17 protein-coding genes are annotated in these 17,157 nt (G+C 45.3%); 5 read left to right on the top strand and 12 right to left on the bottom strand.

Features of this window, described 5'->3' with window-relative positions; all coding sequences use genetic code 11:
* Positions 1-3: 3 nt before the first annotated feature.
* Positions 4-1,485 (bottom strand): 4-hydroxy-3-polyprenylbenzoate decarboxylase, encoded by a 1,482-nt coding sequence (gene ubiD, locus A3739_RS16900; RefSeq protein ID WP_068474106.1) that lies wholly within the window; start codon positions 1,483-1,485, stop codon positions 4-6.
* Between the two features lie 67 nt (positions 1,486-1,552).
* Positions 1,553-2,815, bottom strand: coding sequence for a transcription termination factor Rho (gene rho, locus A3739_RS16905; RefSeq protein WP_068474170.1), 1,263 nt, complete (start codon positions 2,813-2,815; stop codon positions 1,553-1,555).
* 238 nt (positions 2,816-3,053) lie between these two features.
* Between rho and glp the strand changes: the two genes are divergently transcribed.
* The 3 genes from glp to A3739_RS16920 are packed head-to-tail and all read left to right on the top strand — an operon-like array spanning position 3,054 to position 4,988.
* A complete protein-coding gene (gene glp, locus A3739_RS16910) occupies positions 3,054-4,289 on the top strand; it encodes a gephyrin-like molybdotransferase Glp (RefSeq protein WP_068474104.1) in 1,236 nt (411 codons plus the stop codon).
* Entirely contained in the window at positions 4,289-4,534 is a 246-nt protein-coding gene (gene moaD, locus A3739_RS16915; protein WP_068473184.1) for a molybdopterin converting factor subunit 1, read from the top strand. Before glp ends, moaD begins: the two co-directional genes overlap by 1 nt.
* A gap of 4 nt (positions 4,535-4,538) precedes the next feature.
* Positions 4,539-4,988 (top strand): molybdenum cofactor biosynthesis protein MoaE, encoded by a 450-nt coding sequence (locus tag A3739_RS16920; protein ID WP_068473178.1) that lies wholly within the window; start codon positions 4,539-4,541, stop codon positions 4,986-4,988.
* A gap of 26 nt (positions 4,989-5,014) precedes the next feature.
* Here the strand turns inward: A3739_RS16920 and A3739_RS16925 are convergent, their stop codons facing one another.
* The 6 genes from A3739_RS16925 to A3739_RS16950 form a co-directional block, all read right to left on the bottom strand.
* Positions 5,015-6,823 (bottom strand): sodium:proton antiporter, encoded by a 1,809-nt coding sequence (locus A3739_RS16925; protein ID WP_068502147.1) that lies wholly within the window; start codon positions 6,821-6,823, stop codon positions 5,015-5,017.
* Between the two features lie 70 nt (positions 6,824-6,893).
* Complete coding sequence (gene tcdA / locus A3739_RS16930) at positions 6,894-7,703, bottom strand: tRNA cyclic N6-threonylcarbamoyladenosine(37) synthase TcdA (RefSeq protein ID WP_068474099.1); 810 nt, start codon at positions 7,701-7,703, stop codon at positions 6,894-6,896.
* The gene (locus tag A3739_RS16935) at positions 7,696-9,372 is read right to left on the bottom strand and encodes a lysophospholipid acyltransferase family protein (RefSeq protein ID WP_068474097.1); all 1,677 of its coding nucleotides are present in this window, start codon (positions 9,370-9,372) and stop codon (positions 7,696-7,698) included. Before A3739_RS16935 ends, tcdA begins: the two co-directional genes overlap by 8 nt.
* Before the next feature lie 11 nt (positions 9,373-9,383).
* Positions 9,384-10,076 (bottom strand): tRNA (guanosine(46)-N7)-methyltransferase TrmB, encoded by a 693-nt coding sequence (trmB, locus tag A3739_RS16940; RefSeq protein WP_231876726.1) that lies wholly within the window; start codon positions 10,074-10,076, stop codon positions 9,384-9,386.
* Between the two features lie 312 nt (positions 10,077-10,388).
* Positions 10,389-11,903, bottom strand: coding sequence for a YifB family Mg chelatase-like AAA ATPase (locus A3739_RS16945; protein WP_068474095.1), 1,515 nt, complete (start codon positions 11,901-11,903; stop codon positions 10,389-10,391).
* Positions 11,904-11,987: 84 nt separating this feature from the next.
* A complete protein-coding gene (locus tag A3739_RS16950) occupies positions 11,988-12,239 on the bottom strand; it encodes an accessory factor UbiK family protein (RefSeq protein ID WP_068473212.1) in 252 nt (83 codons plus the stop codon).
* Positions 12,240-12,540: 301 nt separating this feature from the next.
* Between A3739_RS16950 and glnK the strand changes: the two genes are divergently transcribed.
* Entirely contained in the window at positions 12,541-12,879 is a 339-nt protein-coding gene (gene glnK / locus A3739_RS16955; protein ID WP_068474092.1) for a P-II family nitrogen regulator, read from the top strand.
* A 41-nt stretch (positions 12,880-12,920) separates the two neighbouring features.
* Positions 12,921-14,198 carry an ammonium transporter gene (locus A3739_RS16960; protein ID WP_068474090.1) on the top strand — a complete coding sequence of 426 codons (1,278 nt, stop codon included), beginning with the start codon at positions 12,921-12,923 and terminating at the stop codon, positions 14,196-14,198.
* A 510-nt stretch (positions 14,199-14,708) separates the two neighbouring features.
* Here the strand turns inward: A3739_RS16960 and A3739_RS16965 are convergent.
* The 4 genes from A3739_RS16965 to A3739_RS16980 form a co-directional block, all read right to left on the bottom strand.
* On the bottom strand, positions 14,709-15,026 hold the full coding sequence (locus tag A3739_RS16965; RefSeq protein WP_068502149.1) for an antibiotic biosynthesis monooxygenase: 318 nt from the start codon (positions 15,024-15,026) through the stop codon (positions 14,709-14,711).
* A 258-nt stretch (positions 15,027-15,284) separates the two neighbouring features.
* The gene (locus A3739_RS16970) at positions 15,285-15,560 is read right to left on the bottom strand and encodes a hypothetical protein (protein WP_068502153.1); all 276 of its coding nucleotides are present in this window, start codon (positions 15,558-15,560) and stop codon (positions 15,285-15,287) included.
* 412 nt (positions 15,561-15,972) lie between these two features.
* Positions 15,973-16,500 carry a hypothetical protein gene (locus A3739_RS16975; RefSeq protein ID WP_068502156.1) on the bottom strand — a complete coding sequence of 176 codons (528 nt, stop codon included), beginning with the start codon at positions 16,498-16,500 and terminating at the stop codon, positions 15,973-15,975.
* 158 nt (positions 16,501-16,658) lie between these two features.
* Positions 16,659-16,949 (bottom strand): hypothetical protein, encoded by a 291-nt coding sequence (locus A3739_RS16980; RefSeq protein ID WP_068473097.1) that lies wholly within the window; start codon positions 16,947-16,949, stop codon positions 16,659-16,661.
* Positions 16,950-17,157 lie beyond the last annotated feature (208 nt).

Here is a 17,157-nt window from a genome sequence, read left to right on the forward strand (position 1 = left end):
ACGCTAAGTCTTTGGCAAGACACCAAGTTCATCCCACATTGAGTCCACACGCGCTTTTACATCCGCATCCATTTCAATTGAACGTCCCCACTCACGATCAGTTTCACCTGGCCATTTATTGGTGGCATCCATACCCATCTTCGACCCCAAACCAGAAATCGGCGAAGCGAAGTCGAGGTAATCTATTGGCGTGTTCTCGACCAAAGTAGTATCGCGTGCTGGATCCATTCTAGTCGTAATTGCCCAGATAACATCTTCCCAATTACGCGCATCTACATCGTCATCAGTCACAATGACAAACTTGGTATACATAAATTGACGCAAGAAAGACCAAACTCCCATCATGACCCGCTTCGCGTGCCCGGGATATTGTTTCTTGATCGTCACTACGGCTAATCGATACGAGCAGCCTTCTGGCGGCAAATAGAAATCAACGATCTCAGGAAACTGCTTTTGCAATATCGGTATAAAGACTTCATTCAATGCAAGCCCAAGTACAGCTGGTTCATCAGGTGGACGTCCCGTGTAAGTACTGTGGTAAATCGGATCTTTACGATGCGTAATACGCTCCACGGTAAATACTGGGAACTCATCTACTTCATTGTAATAACCTGTGTGGTCACCAAATGGACCTTCTGGAGCCGTGTCGTTGGGGTAAATAAAGCCCTCTAAAACAAACTCAGCACTCGCGGGCACAGTCAGCTCAGAATGCTTTGTCTTTACAGTTTCTGTTTTACCGCCACGCAGTAAGCCTGCAAACGCATATTCAGACAACGAGTCTGGCACCGGCGTTACAGCACCTAAAATCGTCGCAGGGTCTGCACCCAAAGCGACCGCCACTGGGAACGGTTTATCGGGATATTTCTCTTGCCACTCACGTAAATCAAGCGCGCCACCACGATGCGATAGCCAGCGCATGATCAGGCGATTCTTACCAATGACTTGCTGACGGTAGATACCTAAATTCTGGCGTTCTCTCTCAGGATCAGGGCCTTTCGTTACCACAAGCGGCCATGTAATCAAGGGGCCTGCATCCCCCGGCCAACAGGTTTGAACTGGGATTTTACTGAGATCGACTTGATCCTTCTCGATCACGACTTCTTGGCAAGGTGCGTTACGGAGCACCTTTGGCCCCATATTCAAAACTTGCTTGAAGATAGGAAGTTTCTGCCAAGCATCTTTTAAACCTTTTGGTGGATCAGGCTCTTTTAAAAATGCGAGAAGCTTTCCGACTTCTCGAAGTGCCGTCACATTCTCTTGCCCCATCCCCAAGGCTACGCGCCGAGGTGTACCAAAAAGATTTCCTAAGACCGGTATATCGGAGCCTTTTGGATTTTCAAATAAAATAGCCGGGCCACCGGCTCGAAGCGTACGATCACAAATTTCGGTCATCTCCAAATTTGGATCTACTTCTTTTTTAACGCGTACAAGTTCGCCTTGCTCTTCTAACTGTGAGATAAAATCTCTGAGATCTTTATATTTCATACGGTGTTTTACGAGAACAATAAAAAAGCCGACTCAACTAGCCGGCTTTTTTTAGTATTAATAAGTACTAACGCTTTTTCATTGCTAAGAAGAACTCGTCGTTCGTCTTAGTATCTTTCAACTTGTCGATCAAAAACTCAGTTGCTGCGACATCATCTTCCATGTTGTGAAGAAGCTTACGCAAGATCCAAACCCGTTGTAGCTCATCATCCGACATCAACTGCTCTTCACGACGTGTACCAGAACGTCGAATGTTGATCGCTGGATAAGTACGTTTCTCCGCGATACGACGATCTAAATGCACTTCCATATTACCTGTGCCTTTGAATTCTTCGTAGATGACTTCATCCATCTTCGAACCAGTATCAACAAGTGCTGTTGCGATGATGGTTAAGCTGCCACCTTCTTCGACGTTACGTGCTGCACCAAAGAAACGCTTTGGACGCTCTAGTGCGTGCGCATCAACACCACCGGTAAGAACCTTACCAGAGCTTGGAATAATCGTGTTGTAAGCGCGTGCAAGACGTGTAATCGAGTCGAGAATAATGACCACATCTTGCTTGTGTTCAACAAGACGCTTAGCCTTTTCAATTACCATTTCAGCTACTTGAACGTGACGTGCTGGCGGCTCATCAAAGGTACTCGCGACCACTTCGCCACGCACTGAGCGCTGCATTTCTGTTACTTCTTCAGGACGCTCGTCAATCAGAAGAACCATCAAGTGGCACTCAGGATTGTTCTTTGTAACCGATTGGGCAATCTGCTGCATCATCAAGGTTTTACCAGCTTTCGGTGGTGATACCACCAAGCCACGTTGGCCTTTACCTACTGGTGCTACTAAATCGAGGATACGACCAGATAAGTCTTCTGTTGAACCATTACCAACTTCTAGCACCAAACGATCATTAGGGAACAAAGGTGTAAGGTTTTCGAACAAAATTTTGTTCTTAGACGATTCCGGCTTATCGAAGTTAATTTGGCTAACTTTCAATAAAGCAAAATAACGTTCGCCATCCTTTGGTGGTCGAATCTTTCCAGAAATCGTATCACCCGTTCGAAGATTGAAACGACGAATTTGACTCGGCGAAACATAAATATCGTCTGGGCCTGCTAGGTATGAACCCTCAGCAGAACGCAAGAAGCCGAAGCCATCTTGAAGAATTTCAAGTACACCATCTCCAAAAATGTCTTCACCGCTTTTCGCGTGACGTTTTAGGATTGTGAAGATTACATCTTGCTTACGAGAGCGTGCTAGGTTGTCTAGCCCCATCTCTGAAGCGATTTCTAATAATTCAGGAACAGATTTTTTCTTAAGTTCGGTAAGATTCATAGCAATTGTCATGGGAACACAGAGTTGTGTTTTTCGAAGGATTTAGGAAATTTCAGGGAAACGCGCTGCGAGCGCAATTAGTCATTGAGCCTTGCTAGTTACGGCTGCAAACTTAAGATAGATCAATTCTTTTACAATAGCTAGTTTTATTGCGCAAAAATATGCTTCACAAGCTAAAGTTTTTGATCAAAATACACTTGATGCAAGCAAACCAACTTATAAGGCCAAAAAAATCGGTATGAGTGCCAGTAAACTGCTCCCTCTTGAAGACGCTATCGAACAATTATCCTCTCGTGTTCAAACCTGCTCATTAGAAGAAACGACGCCCATTGAGCAAGCGCTAAATAGAGTATCCGCAAGCGATGTAAATGCGCGCATTTCCCAACCACCGTTTCACAACAGTGCAGTTGATGGATATGCGTTTCGTATTAGCGATATTCAAAAGTCTGCCCTTCCTGTCACGATGCGTGTTCCTGCAGGCAGTGCACCAGGGCAGCTTAAAGAAGGCGAAGCTGCTCGCATTTTTACTGGAGCTCCTGTACCAGAAGGTGCTGATTGCGTACTGATGCAAGAGAGTGCCGAACTAAGCGAACTTAACGGTACAACTCTGTTAAGCACCAGCTCAAATTTATCTTTGAATCAGAACATTCGTCCAGCGGGGCAAGACTTTCAAGTAGGCGATACATTGCTCCGCAAAGGCGATGTTCTGCGCCCACAGAATATTTCTTTGCTTGCCTCTTCTGGTATCGCGGAGATAAAAACATATCGCCCTCTAACCGTTGCAGTAGTATCGACCGGCGACGAACTAGCGCAACCAGGAAGCGAGTTAAAACCCGGACAAATCTATAATTCGAACCAATACCTTTTGGAAGGATTAATCCGTAGCTTTGGCTTTGAAGTCCGCAATATCGGATGTGTTGCCGACAAGCTAGACGCGACGATCGAAGCCCTCAACAAGGCTGCGGAATCAGACATTATCATTAGCTCGGGCGGCGCGTCTGTTGGCGAAGAAGATTATATAAAAGCCGCGATCGAAGAACTTGGCGAAATAGATTTCTGGCGCATTGCAATTAAACCGGGCAAACCATTCATGCTTGGCAAAGTTGGCGATACACCTATTCTTGGATTACCGGGAAACCCGAGTGCAGTACTCGTGACATTTTTAATGCTGGCACGCTCTGTTTTATTGAAACGCCAGGGCTGCAGAGTAACGCAGATACGCACTCACCAGTTCCCTCTGGGCTTTAACTGGAAGAAAGCTGGCATTCGACGCGAATTTATCCGTGTGCGCCTGAACGAGGACAATCAAATCATCGCGCATCCGAATCAAAGTTCTGGCATGATGAGCTCATCATGTTGGGCTGAAGGCTTCGCAGTTATTCCCGAAAATACCTGCCCACAAGCTGGAGACTTAGTGACGTTTATTCCTTTCTCTCATCTTCTTCAACTTCCTGAAACTACCTTGGATCAGTAATGAAAGTACTATTTTTCGCGAGCTTAAAAGAACAGTTAAATTGTGGCGAACTTGAAGTCAATGAGCCGACTATATCAACGGTACAAGAACTCAAAGAACAGCTAGCAAACCGAGGTGAACCTTGGGCTTCTGCCTTAAACTCTACAAAGCTACTCGTTGCAGTAAACCAAGAAGTCACCGATTTCTCAGCGCCCATTAGCAACGACGATGACATTGCTTTCTTCCCTCCAGTAACAGGCGGCTAGCTCGATGATCCAAGTCCAAGAAAATGATTTTGATATTGCAGAGATTCATCAGCAATTACGCCAACAACATCCAGGAAAAACTGGTGCAATCTGTACTTTTACAGGTTTAGTGCGAGAGTTTGGAGATCAATCTGGCGTAGAAAGCATCGTGCTTGAACACTATCCAGGCATGACTGAAAAGCAATTAGCGAAAATCGTTGATCAGGCGAAACGACGTTGGCCTATCCTAGGGACATGCATTATTCATCGTGTCGGAGAACTTGAACTAGATGATCAAATCGTTGTTGTGGCCGTCAGCTCTTCTCATCGCGATGCATCCTTCGCTGCCTGCAGTTTTATCATGGATTATTTAAAACGAGATGCGACAATCTGGAAAAAAGAAGTCGGCGAAAAAACAGTCTGGGTTGAAGCAAAAGACAGTGATTTAGAACAGGCTAAACAATGGGAATCCTAATCCTTTAGCTTAGGATTCCTAAAAACTTACGCCACGTCCTCTTTCTTTTGCACCAAACTTACTACCGCCCAACCGCTCTGCGGCTCAACACTTTCTTTACCGCCGATAGGATAAACGCAGCCATCGCTCGAAATGCCAAATAACAATGTCGCTCTCGAATCATTCTCGCGTTTGTAATCCTCAAAAGAAAACTCATCACTCAGTTGTGTGAGTTTCACTGTCGCACCTTTCGCATACAAACTTGCCAACTTGGCGTAACTCAAGCCATCTTGAAACAAACTATTGGTTTGCATGAACGTCTCTGATACTTGATGGCTGGCTCGTTGCTCTTGCTCCGCCTCGTTAAAAGCAAACACATGCTTTGCACCAAAGTGATCAAGGTAATGATACACCACGTGAGCGTTCAGTTGTTTGTAAGGTGAAATCGCTAAGAATTGCCCTATTCCGGTCAAATCAAGATTATTCTCAGCATGTTCTGACGCGGCATTCCCGTAGTACACCGGTAAACTTGCCATTCTAGCGGCACGAACATTTTCCCAGCTGGTATCAGATAAAATAACTTTCACACCACGCTCTGAGAATGCTTTGGCAATATCACGAGCGAGTGGATTTGCCCCCAAGAACAAAAAGCCATGATCATCGGCTTCTTGCACGCCTAAGGCTTTCGCTAATGGTCGTGCGGTCACACTCTGCAAAGCCACAGTCACGACAATCACAAGAAATACTAAAGGCACCAGCACTCCAGCCTCGACCATTCCCTGCTCTTCTAACTTAAACGCAAATAACGAAGATACCGCAGCCGCGACGATACCCCTTGGCGCAATCCAAGATAAGAAAGATTTTTCTTGCCAACTTAAGTCAGTGCCAATCGCTGCGACAAACACTGAGATCGGGCGAGCTAAAAATATGAGCGCGAGCATAATCCATACTGCCGCAATGCCTAAGTCATACAGAGCGACCAATTCCATTCTGGCGGCAAGTAAAATGAACAGTGCAGAGATCAGCAATACAGAAAGAGATTCTTTAAATTCTAAAATCTCATCGATCGGCACGCCTCTCATGTTGGCTAACCAAATTCCCATGACGGTCACCGTAAGCAAACCCGACTCATGTACCAAAAAATTAGAGAGCGCGTATACGCCGAGCATAAAAGTCAGCGTGCCCGTATTTAATAAAAACTGCGGCAGCCAGTGACTGCGCAAGGCTTCGCCCAATATATACCCAGAGGCGCCGCCTAAGGTTAAACCTAAAACTAATGTGGCTCCGAATGTGCCGAGTGTTTGTAAAAACGCACTGCCGCCATCACCACTTGCGATAATGAATTCAAATACCAATACGGCGAGTAAGGCACCAATTGGGTCAATGACTATACCTTCCCATTTTAAGATATTAGTAATTCGTCCGGAGGGTCTGACAGAGCGAAGTAAGGGCATGATCACCGTGGGTCCGCTGACCACGACAATCGAACCAAACAACATCGCGAGAGATAAAGGGATATCGAGCGCTAGATACGCGGCAAAAGTTGCGATAAAACAAGTAACAACGGTGCCCGAGGCTAGTAGGTTACGCACCATTTTGCCGTGACCACCGAGCTCAGAAAACTTAAGGGTTAAACTTCCCTCAAATAAGATAACCGCTACGGCTAGAGAGATAATCGGAAAAAGCATGTCTCCGAGAAGGCCGTCTGGGTTCAACCATCCCAGCCACGGGCCAAGGATGATTCCCGCAACAAGCAAGAACAAAATAGCCGGTTGGCGTAAACGCCATGCGACCCACTGACAAATTAATGAGACGACGCCGATTGAAGCGAGAGTAATAACGCTGTGTTCAAGCATCGAGGCTTTCCTTGGGGATCAACACATCTCCATGGCCCGCTCAACGCAGGCAAACTGGCTAAAATAAAACTTATCTAGCCAGTTTAGCAAGGATTCTCGATACGCCCACCATTGCGAACACAGATGTGACGGATGTGACTGCACCAAAGCCTGAAGCGCAATCCAACTTAACAGGTCCGGCTCCATCAGGTTTCGAAGCGCACACACTGCCATCGAGTTGGGCATACTTTAATTGTTCGGTTGAGTAGACACACTCAACGCCAAACTTACGTTTTGGATTGCGGGAATAGTTATGTAAGCGACGCAAGTTGTTTCGAATCTTCGCCAACAATGGGTCTTGCGTGGTGCGCGCCAAATCTTCAATCTGGATTTGTGTCGGGTCTAATTGTCCGCCAGCGCCGCCGCAAACCATCAATGGAATTTTGTTTCGACGGCAATGCACAACAATAGAAGTTTTTGCCTTCACGCTGTCCGTGGCGTCAAACACATAACTAAATTCTGTAGTGAGTAAGTCACCGACATTTTTAGGCGTTAGAAATGTGTGCTTCACATGGACTTGAATATCAGGGTTGATCTCTTTAAGACGCTCAGCCATTACCTCAGTCTTCATATGGCCAACCGTATTCTGCAAGGCATGGACTTGTCGATTGATATTCGAAACACACACATCATCCAAATCAATCAAGGTGATTTCACCAATACCTGAACGCGCTAACGCTTCAGCTACCCATGACCCAACACCACCAATACCCACTACAGCTATATGGCTATTTAAAAACACCTGCAAGGCGTTCATGCCATAGAGTCGGGCAATCCCTCCAAAACGAAAGGCGTAGTCTTCTGTAATTGACTTTAGGTTCACAGACTCTTGATCAGACATCGACTGCACCCTCTAATTCAAACGCTAAAAAGTCGTGATCAACTAACTCATAACGCTTGCGCTTAAGCGGTTTCAATTTACTCAAATCCACTACCACCAAACCGTCAATACAGTCTTGAAAATCAGGGTCAATATTAAAGCCGTGGAATCGGGTTCCACCGTCATCACATAACTCTGAGTATTGCTTGTAGAGCGTAGGAACAGAGTGACCAATCAAACCCAGCTGCTCACGCAACACAACAAAGGCATCTCTTGAATCTAAACCATCGAACAGGTGCTGATTGTGGACCTTGGCTTGATAGCCCATCATGTAAGGTCGTTTACATTCGATAATCGGTGTATGTGAAAAATAGTACTTACCGTAATAACCAAGCAAGAGGTCCTTACCTTTTTGGCTAAAGGCATTTGAAATACTCACTGCACCGAGCAAGTAGCGAACTTGAGAGTTTTGTCGAATATACGCGGCGATCCCCGTCCACAAGTAATCAAGACTGCGAGAGCCCCAATACTTTGGTTGAACAAAGCTTCTGCCCAGTTCGACACCGCGTGCCAAGGTTGGCTCAGCATTAGGCAAATAATGCATTAGTGTCGATGTATATAACTGATCAATCGCAATATCATGCGTTGACCGTAAACGATATGCACCAACGACTTCTTGGTCCGACTCGTCCCATAGAACAATATGCTGATAGTAAAGATCAAAGGCATCAACATCGCAGGCTTTGCCACTGCCCTCTCCGACTAAACGAAAGGCCTGTTCTCGTAGCCGACCGATCTCTTTCAATAAAGAAGAGCCCTCATCTACTGAACACAAGTAAATCAACTTTCCGTCTTTTGTTTTACCAAGCAAACTAGCGTGCTGAAGCTCGTCCAATAATGAGGACCTTGGCTCGGCCGTTGCAATCGCTGGCAAGGTCTTGAAATAAGAACTCTTCCCTTTTACCGCACGATATAACTGTTTTCTTAATAGCTTCGCTTTGTACTTATCTTGCAGGGGTAGATCTTTGTAATCCGTGGAATCGATTATCTCGCCAACAAGCAAACGTTGGTCGTAAACGTTCGGTAGAAACTTCTTCGCGAGTGTTTGAGCGAAATCTTGAACAAGGCCATGCCCACGATAAAAAAGACGTGCTTGTTGTAAATAAGGCTGCTCGGAACTCGAGACATGAATATGCAATAAGGGGCTTTGTGAATGCTCTGCAATGGCAAGAAAGTCTGTCGGCCAGCGCTCCTGCGTGATTTTAGGAACACCTTCGGAACGTCCCAAATGAACAGGCTGAATAATGAGCACACCCTCATTCGCAAGATGCTCTAATGCCTTGTGCTTTGTTTGTTCTGACGACTGTTGGGCTGCATTTAATTGTGTGCCATCAGGCAAGTCCGTCAGCCATCGATTGCCTGTCTCTGCAATACAGGCAACATCTGATCTTACCTGCGAGACTAGGTGCAATAACGCTAAGCTCGAAACGCCCGGTAAAGGATCATTTGCTAGGATGATTAAACGACCAAGTTGTGGGATACGATCAAGGCTTGCCTGATCATATTCAAGACCGACTCCCGCTTGCTTCACGAGCTCGGAAACCGAGGTATGAAATGAACCCGCAGACGTTTGCGGCGGGACTATTTCACGACTTCCTGCTTGCCGCGCAATGAATGGCAGTTTCAGCATCAAACAAATCTCTAAACAGATTTACGGTAAAGCAAATCCCACACACCGTGCCCTAAACGCTCTCCACGTTTTTCAAACTTAGTAGTAGGTCGGTAGTCAGGCTTGGGAGAATACGAGCCGGTCTCTGCACAATTACTGTAATCAGGTGCTGCATCCATAACCTCAGCCATATGTTCTGCATAAGGCTCCCAGTCTGTTGCCATATGAAACACTCCACCCTCGGAAAGCTTAGTGGCAACCAAAGCAGCAAATTCTGGCTGAACAATACGACGTTTGTGGTGACGTTTTTTATGCCAAGGGTCTGGGAAATATAACTGTAAACGCACCAAGCTGTTGTTAGGCACTTTGTTCTTAAGCAACTCAACCGCATCGCAACACAACAGACGTAAGTTTGTGAGCCCTTCGTCTCCCGCCTGAGCGAGTAAGGCACCAACTCCGGGTCGATGGACTTCAACGCCGACGAAATTCGTATTTGGGTCAGCTTTCGCCATTTCAAATAATGAACTGCCCATACCGAAACCAATCTCGAACACAACCGGGTTTGTATTGCCAAATATCTCTTCGAAATTTAGTTCTTGTTCAGGATCTAGGCCAAAGGCTTCCCAATATGAATCCCACCCTCGGGTCTGCCCAGCGGTCATTCTCCCGCTTCGCACTACGAAACTGCGTATAACTCGCTGCATTGGGTTGTCTTGATCTGTCACTGAAAGTCCTTAATTTTGAATCTATTACACGGGGGAGGATTTTAGATTTAGCGTGATTTCTTAGCAAGTTAGTCACGGATTCTTATAAAAGACCCACTTCGTGCACATTTAAAGCGTGATCGAGAACACAAGGCCATAACGATTTAACGATCTGTTACATATTTGGTGATGTTTTGCACGGATAGGTTAAAAATTGATCGTATACTTAGCAGCACAGATTCACGAAGAAGCGATCGTGGTTCTGTCTTCCTTGAAGAAACCCCTATTAAGGAGTCACAATGTGACTCCTCTTTTTTTGCCTTTTAAAAAGTATCAAACCTTGGATAGCACAGATCTGAACCGCAAGGCTTGAGACAAATGCCCCTGACTAATCACCGCCTGCCCAGAACAATCCGCCAAGGTTCTCGCGAGACGCATCATTCTATGCGCGGCTCTGTTCGACAAAGCCAATTTATCAATTGTTACGATTAACCAATCTTGTTGGACTTCACTTAAGGCACATATTCGCGATAAGTCTTCACCATGTAACTCGCTATTCAAACATCCTTGGCGGCGCATTTGTATCTCACGTGCCTGCTCAACACGTGCTCGCACCTGTGCACTCGATTCAGCTTTTTCCTTAGCGCCAAGAGAAACCCGTGCCGACTGAAAAGGCACCTCAACATACATATCAATTCGATCTAATAAAGGGCCCGATAATTTTCGGCGATACTGTTCGATTTGTTGCGGCGTATCAGTACAAGCAATCGTTGGATGCCCTAAATAGCCACACGGGCATGGATTCATGGCAGCAATAAATTGAAAATTCGCAGGTAAGGTAATTTGATGCTGTGCGCGCGCGATCGAAATCGCATTCGACTCTAAAGGCTCTCGTAGCATCTCAAGACTATGCCTCGAGAACTCTGGCAGCTCATCCAAAAATAAAACACCCTGATGCGCTAAAGACACTTCACCGGGTTTAGGTTTAGCGCCACCTCCTACAAGAGAAACTGCCGAACACGAATGATGAGGTGAACGAAATGGTGGTGTAAACCAATCCCCCTCATCTCTCGGAGTATTGGTTAAGCTATATAAAGCGGCTACGTCGCGTGCTTGTTTGATATTAAGTTGAGGCAATATGCCGCTGATACGCGAAGCAAGCATACTTTTGCCTGTTCCTGGCGGACCAAATAACAATAAGTTATGCCCTCCCGCTGCAGCTATCTCTAGCGCTTTACGCGCAGAATACTGACCAAGAACATCCGACAGATCATCTATTTGAGCATCTAGGTCTTGATCAGAAGTTTCTGCAGTATATCGGCATGTCGTTGCACGCTCAGGATCGCGAAGATATTCCACCAACTGCCGAAGGTCTTCTATGCCATAGATCGATTTTGCACCTAATAAGTGAGCATAACGGAGATCATCCTTCGCAACAAACACACGGTGGCTAGACTCGAGGCTTTCAATCAAAGAAGGTAAGACACCCGTGACGGGACTGCACTCTCCAGTTAATGCTAACTCGGCAATAAACTCGCAAGCGCTAATATCAACTCCATTCAATTGCCCACTTGCCGCCAAGATCCCAACAGCAATAGCTAAATCGAAACGGCCGCCCTCTTTCGGTATGTCTGCAGGCGCTAAATTAACGGTCACGCGGCGCATCGGGAACTCAAAACCACTATTTATAAGTGCGCAGCGCACACGTTCACGGCTTTCTTTTACGGCCGCCTCGGGTAAACCAACAACGGTAAATGAAGGCAGACCATTGGATAGATGCGTTTCAACACGCACGGAAGGGGATTCAACGCCGAACAATGCCCGCGTTTTCACAATAGACAAACTCATTACGCATCCTTGCTCAAATATTGCACAACCATGGTGCAAGTTTCACTTTGCCATCCTTAGCAAAGCTTTTTGACCAAACGAGTGTTACTCGTCGATTTTACTTTGTAAGTCCTGTACAGACTTTTCTAACTGTTCAAGCATTTCTCTCGTGCGCTCTAGCACTGCTTGTTGTGCATCGAACTCTTCACGAGATACTAGATCCAACTTATTGATAACACTAGAAATAACAATCTTCAGATTGTTTGAAATCTCGTCCTGTGCAGCTTTACCAAATTCAGGAAAAACTTGATTAACCTGATCTTGAATCACTCCGAATAATTGCTGAGGGTTCAACATAGTCTCTTACCAACTGTCTAAAACTGGCGCCAAGTCTACCATTGCCCTCCATCGAATCACAGTTGAAGAATACGCACCAAAATAAAGCACCAAAACAGTGCGTAGCACACATACTCGCCCTTCTTAAGCGCACTTTTCAAAAACAAAACATCAAAAAATATTCATAAGCGACTGATTATTATGAACTTTTAATCATTGGCACACAGACTGCTTTATCAGTTCACTACGATGCAGCAGAAGACTCGCTGCCCAGTCGAGACAGAAATAATAATGAAATAGGCGGCATAATAAGGAGACATATATGAAACTCGTAACTGCCATTATCAAGCCTTTCAAGCTGGACGATGTGCGAGAAGCATTATCTGAAATTGGCGTGCAAGGTATTACGGTAACTGAAGTAAAAGGCTTCGGTCGTCAGAAAGGTCACACAGAACTATACCGCGGTGCGGAATACGTTGTGGACTTCCTTCCAAAAGTAAAAATCGAAGTAGCTATTGGCTCTGATTTACTTGATCAAGTAATCGAAGCAATCTCTAAAGCTGCAAACACAGGAAAAATCGGTGACGGTAAGATCTTCGTTTCTGCTCTTGAGCAAGCGATTCGTATCCGTACCGGCGAAACCGGCACTGACGCTGTATAACCATTTTATAAATCATAAGAGCCTAGGTACGGAGGGCTATCATGGAACAGTTATCCAATAACATATTTGAACTTCAATATGCGATGGACACCTTTTATTTCTTGGTGTGCGGCGCATTAGTAATGTGGATGGCGGCAGGTTTCGCCATGCTTGAAGCAGGTCTTGTTCGCGCTAAGAACACGACTGAAATTTTGACTAAAAACGTCGCGTTGTTCGCGATCGCTTGTACTATGTACTTAGTATGCGGTTACGAAATCATGTACGGCGGCGGCTACTTCTTAAGTGCTACTGACAGCGTTGCTTCTATGGACGAAGCTGCAATCGCTGGCGTACTTGCTTCTGCAACTGAAGCTGGTTTCGGCGACATGGGTGAGTACTCAGGCGCGTCTGACTTCTTCTTCCAGGTAGTATTCGTTGCAACTGCAATGTCTATCGTATCTGGTGCGGTTGCAGAGCGTATGAAGCTTTGGGCTTTCCTAGTTTTTGCGGTAATCATGACTGGTTTCATCTATCCAATGGAAGGTTCTTGGACTTGGAACGGCGACGCAGTATTCGGCTTGTATGAGCTTAGCTACAGCGACTACGCAGGTTCTGGTATCGTTCACATGGCTGGTGCAGCAGCTGCACTTGCTGGTGTTATCCTTCTTGGTGCTCGTAAAGGTAAGTACGGTCCTAACGGTGAAGTTAACGCTATCCCAGGCGCTAACCTTCCACTAGCGACTCTTGGTACTTTCATCCTTTGGATGGGCTGGTTCGGTTTCAACGGTGGTTCTACTTTGAAGCTTGGCGGTATCGCTGTAGCAAACGAAGTTGCTAGCGTATTCTTGAACACAAACGCTGCTGCAGCGGGTGGTTTGATTGCTGCTCTTATCGTTGCACGCATCTTGTTCGGTAAGGCAGACCTTACAATGGCATTGAACGGCGCACTAGCTGGTCTTGTTGCTATCACTGCTGAGCCTGCAGATCCATCTCCACTACTTGCTACTGTAATCGGTGCAATCGGTGGTGTGATCGTCGTATTCTCAATCGTTACTCTTGATAAGCTTAAGCTTGACGATCCAGTCGGCGCGATCTCTGTACACGGTGTTGTTGGTCTTTGGGGTATCTTCGCGGTTCTACTTTCAGACGCAGACGCTACGTTCATGGGTCAGCTAGTAGGTGCGGTAACAATCTTTGCATGGGTATTCGTAACAAGCTTGATCGCTTGGGGCGTAATCAAAGCGGTTATCGGTCTACGAGTTTCTGAAGAAGAAGAGTACGAAGGTGTGGATCTTTCAGAATGTGGTATGGAAGCATACCCAGAGTTCACTAAAGACTAATCAACTAGTCCTTAGTAAGATCTAAGAAGAAGGGCGCTCATTGAGCGCCCTTTTTTGTTGTCTATCGAATTGTTTGTTTAACCCTACGCATAAAAAGTTATTGTTTAGCATTCTATGTTTAGGAATAGACAGAAGCGATCATCCTCCCGTTCGTCATTCCGGACAGCGAAGCGTGACAAGGTGAATTGCGCAACGCGCAAGAGAGGGTGCCCTGGGGTATCCGGAATCTGGTTTGTGAATGCACAGAAATAGACATTAGCGGATGTTGAACTGCTGATGTCCGGTCGATCCTTGATGCGTACTTCTACAAAGAAGCGGACATTTCGCGGCGCGAAAACTTTTCGATTTATATACAGAAGCGGACGTCAGACAGGCAAGTTTTTAACTGGGATTTATTTCGAGTTTATATAGTAAGCAGACATGAACGCCTACAATAACGGGCCGCAGTGTAGGCGCGAAGCACCGAAACGTAGGTCCGAGCTAGCTTGCTGGCGGGCGTCGATTGTATTGTTAAATGCCGTAGTCACGTTCCACCTTCGATATACGAGTTTTGAACGATGCATACCATTTCTCATGACCAAGCCGTTGGGCTTCTTGGTGCCCTGCATTTTTCTTCCACCGCTTAATGGATTCAAGATCAGACCAATAAGATACGGTAATTCCAACATCCTCTCGCGCTGACTCTACACCTAAAAAGCCTGGTTGCTTTGACGCAAGCTCAACCATTCGATCTGCCATTTGGCCATAACCGTTATCACCTTCTGTACGGTGAGAAGTGAAAATTACTGCGTAGTAAGGTGGTGCCGGTGTATTGGCAATGAGAGACATCTAAACTCCTTTGAGCATTTAACGCCGCTATAAAGGGCAGGCAATGCGCAGCATTGACTGTCCAGCCCAACTTGTTGGGCGATCTTTGATAGCCTGGTTATGTGTGATGTTGCTGTTAATCATAAAACGCCAACCATGCTAACGTAATTAATGGGATTAATAGGGGAACCAAGCCGTACATTACAAAATCAGAATATGCCCTGGAGCTGAGATACTGAAACCCTTTTTGTATTGAGCGAACTGTAAAAATGGTTAAGCCTATAAATCGATATCGATGCCATTGCTTTCATTATCTCTTTTGTTTTTTAGTGCTCTGGCTGTCTCACCTAAAACATCGAATCCGTTTGGGTCACTACCTTTATACCCCTGACTTTTTCGTTTCCTGCTTTCATCATTTGGTAAAGGCCACATAAATACCGTTATAGAAAAACCGATGAAGGGGATCAAAATAAATGGGAAGTAAATTTCCTCAACTGCGAAGTACATTAGCAGCCCAAAACTTAATAAAGACAATGCGATAAGCTTCGCTTTCATATCAGCACCTTAGTGAACATAGCCGTGGAATCTTAGTTTCGAGGCCTGTTGGTTTGCAAAGTATGCAACCTCAAATCATCGCGCCTTGCTTGGTAGGCAAGGCCATCCTTAAGTTTTCTATCCTAAGATGAAACGACCTCGTTTTGAAAGTCTGTCTTGCGACGCACTGATTTTTTTGACGTTCAGGACAGGTCAGCTATCCGCAAGAAGGTAACGTTTTAGTTATTGCTCCATTAACGACTCCTAATGTCTACTTGCGAATGAAAAACAAATGTCCGCTTTTCATTCTTAGTACGTACTAACGCCGCCATATGGGGCATTGCTTATGGAGTGGAGCTTTGGGGTAAAGTGGCGCAGCCACCCCAAAGCGCAGCGGAGTAAACAATGCCCCTATGATGGCCTTGTTAGAATATTAATTGCAGAGTAATGACTCTATATCACTGATTAGCAAGCTAGATTGAAGATTACCATCACCACCCACTTTAATATTCATATTTGCAGCTGAAATATTTAACCCTGTCGTAGAACTAATGACAGAATCAAGAAGGAAGTTTTCCATGCCGTCTGTAGTATCGTAAGTAAACTCTAGAGTATTGGAGTCGCTGGTTAAGGTGTATTTACCACTAGTGGAAGAATACGTTACAGTGCCCTCGTGAAGACTAGAGTTTATTTGGCCGGATGCCGTAGATAAAGAATAGCAATTTTCGCCTGTGCCACTTGCTTCACCTTGATAGTCATAAGCAGTTACAGCGCCTGATTCAGCAATATACAAGTAAGCTTCATCGCCTGTTCGAGAGGTATCATAGACCCCAGAAACAGCAACTATGTTTTCATCTGGTGTACCTGAAGAAGTTAAGGGATCTGAAGAATCAGATGACCCTGAGCTCCCACAACCAGAGATAAAACCCACTACAACTAACGATAAAGTTACTTTTTTCATATTCACAAATACTCCTTTAGTTTGATTGTGATTTTCCTAAAATTCTAACGCCCCGCTAAACGGCGAACGAAACGCAGTGTAGTGAGTCCAGTGGAGGTCGCGCTTTTTGCGGCCGGAACGTGTTTGAGCGGCTTGTTATGAGTTTTATGTGGCACATACTACAACCCCAACCCCTCTTTTACTTCAAAGATTATTTTGGCGATATTCATATCATGCTCAGGCGCTGCAGATAACCCCATATTTTCAGTTGAAGTCACTCCAAGGTACTTTGCTATTGGCTCTGGAGAATCGCTCTCCATTGCGTAAGCAAAAACTCTTGGCAAGTAAGATTGATATTCATCTCTTGCCCAGTCGCTATCGGAAACGCCAATTGGGTCCCATTTATAAAAGAGGATCTCATCGATTCTTTTATAAAGTTCTAGCTGATCTGGTGGTAGCTTCTTTCCCATTACTTACTCATAACAGTTAATTCTACGTACCCGATACGGGTATCACTTTTCAATTAGGTTAACACCTTCGGAACGATCAATTCATTAATAATCATAGACTTATGAGACTTCCGTTTTTTCAAATTGCGCACACTCTTTAGCAAATGCGTATTGAATACGCATTTGCTAATTCATTACCCCTTTAAAATCAGAGCTTTATAAGAATAAG

This window comes from Oleiphilus sp. HI0067, from assembly GCF_001635735.1.

Coding starts and splice junctions, on each gene's coding strand:
- A3739_RS16970 (WP_068502153.1), bottom strand. CDS start 15,560: ATGAAAGCGAAGCTTATCGCATTGTCTTTATTAAGTTTTGGGCTGCTA.
- A3739_RS16975 (WP_068502156.1), bottom strand. CDS start 16,500: ATGAAAAAAGTAACTTTATCGTTAGTTGTAGTGGGTTTTATCTCTGGT.
- rho (WP_068474170.1), bottom strand. CDS start 2,815: ATGAATCTTACCGAACTTAAGAAAAAATCTGTTCCTGAATTATTAGAA.
- glnK (WP_068474092.1), top strand. CDS start 12,541: ATGAAACTCGTAACTGCCATTATCAAGCCTTTCAAGCTGGACGATGTG.
- moaD (WP_068473184.1), top strand. CDS start 4,289: ATGAAAGTACTATTTTTCGCGAGCTTAAAAGAACAGTTAAATTGTGGC.
- A3739_RS16920 (WP_068473178.1), top strand. CDS start 4,539: ATGATCCAAGTCCAAGAAAATGATTTTGATATTGCAGAGATTCATCAG.
- ubiD (WP_068474106.1), bottom strand. CDS start 1,485: ATGAAATATAAAGATCTCAGAGATTTTATCTCACAGTTAGAAGAGCAA.
- A3739_RS16980 (WP_068473097.1), bottom strand. CDS start 16,949: ATGGGAAAGAAGCTACCACCAGATCAGCTAGAACTTTATAAAAGAATC.
- glp (WP_068474104.1), top strand. CDS start 3,054: ATGAGTGCCAGTAAACTGCTCCCTCTTGAAGACGCTATCGAACAATTA.
- tcdA (WP_068474099.1), bottom strand. CDS start 7,703: ATGTCTGATCAAGAGTCTGTGAACCTAAAGTCAATTACAGAAGACTAC.
- A3739_RS16945 (WP_068474095.1), bottom strand. CDS start 11,903: ATGAGTTTGTCTATTGTGAAAACGCGGGCATTGTTCGGCGTTGAATCC.
- A3739_RS16950 (WP_068473212.1), bottom strand. CDS start 12,239: ATGTTGAACCCTCAGCAATTATTCGGAGTGATTCAAGATCAGGTTAAT.
- A3739_RS16965 (WP_068502149.1), bottom strand. CDS start 15,026: ATGTCTCTCATTGCCAATACACCGGCACCACCTTACTACGCAGTAATT.
- A3739_RS16935 (WP_068474097.1), bottom strand. CDS start 9,372: ATGCTGAAACTGCCATTCATTGCGCGGCAAGCAGGAAGTCGTGAAATA.
- A3739_RS16925 (WP_068502147.1), bottom strand. CDS start 6,823: ATGCTTGAACACAGCGTTATTACTCTCGCTTCAATCGGCGTCGTCTCA.
- A3739_RS16960 (WP_068474090.1), top strand. CDS start 12,921: ATGGAACAGTTATCCAATAACATATTTGAACTTCAATATGCGATGGAC.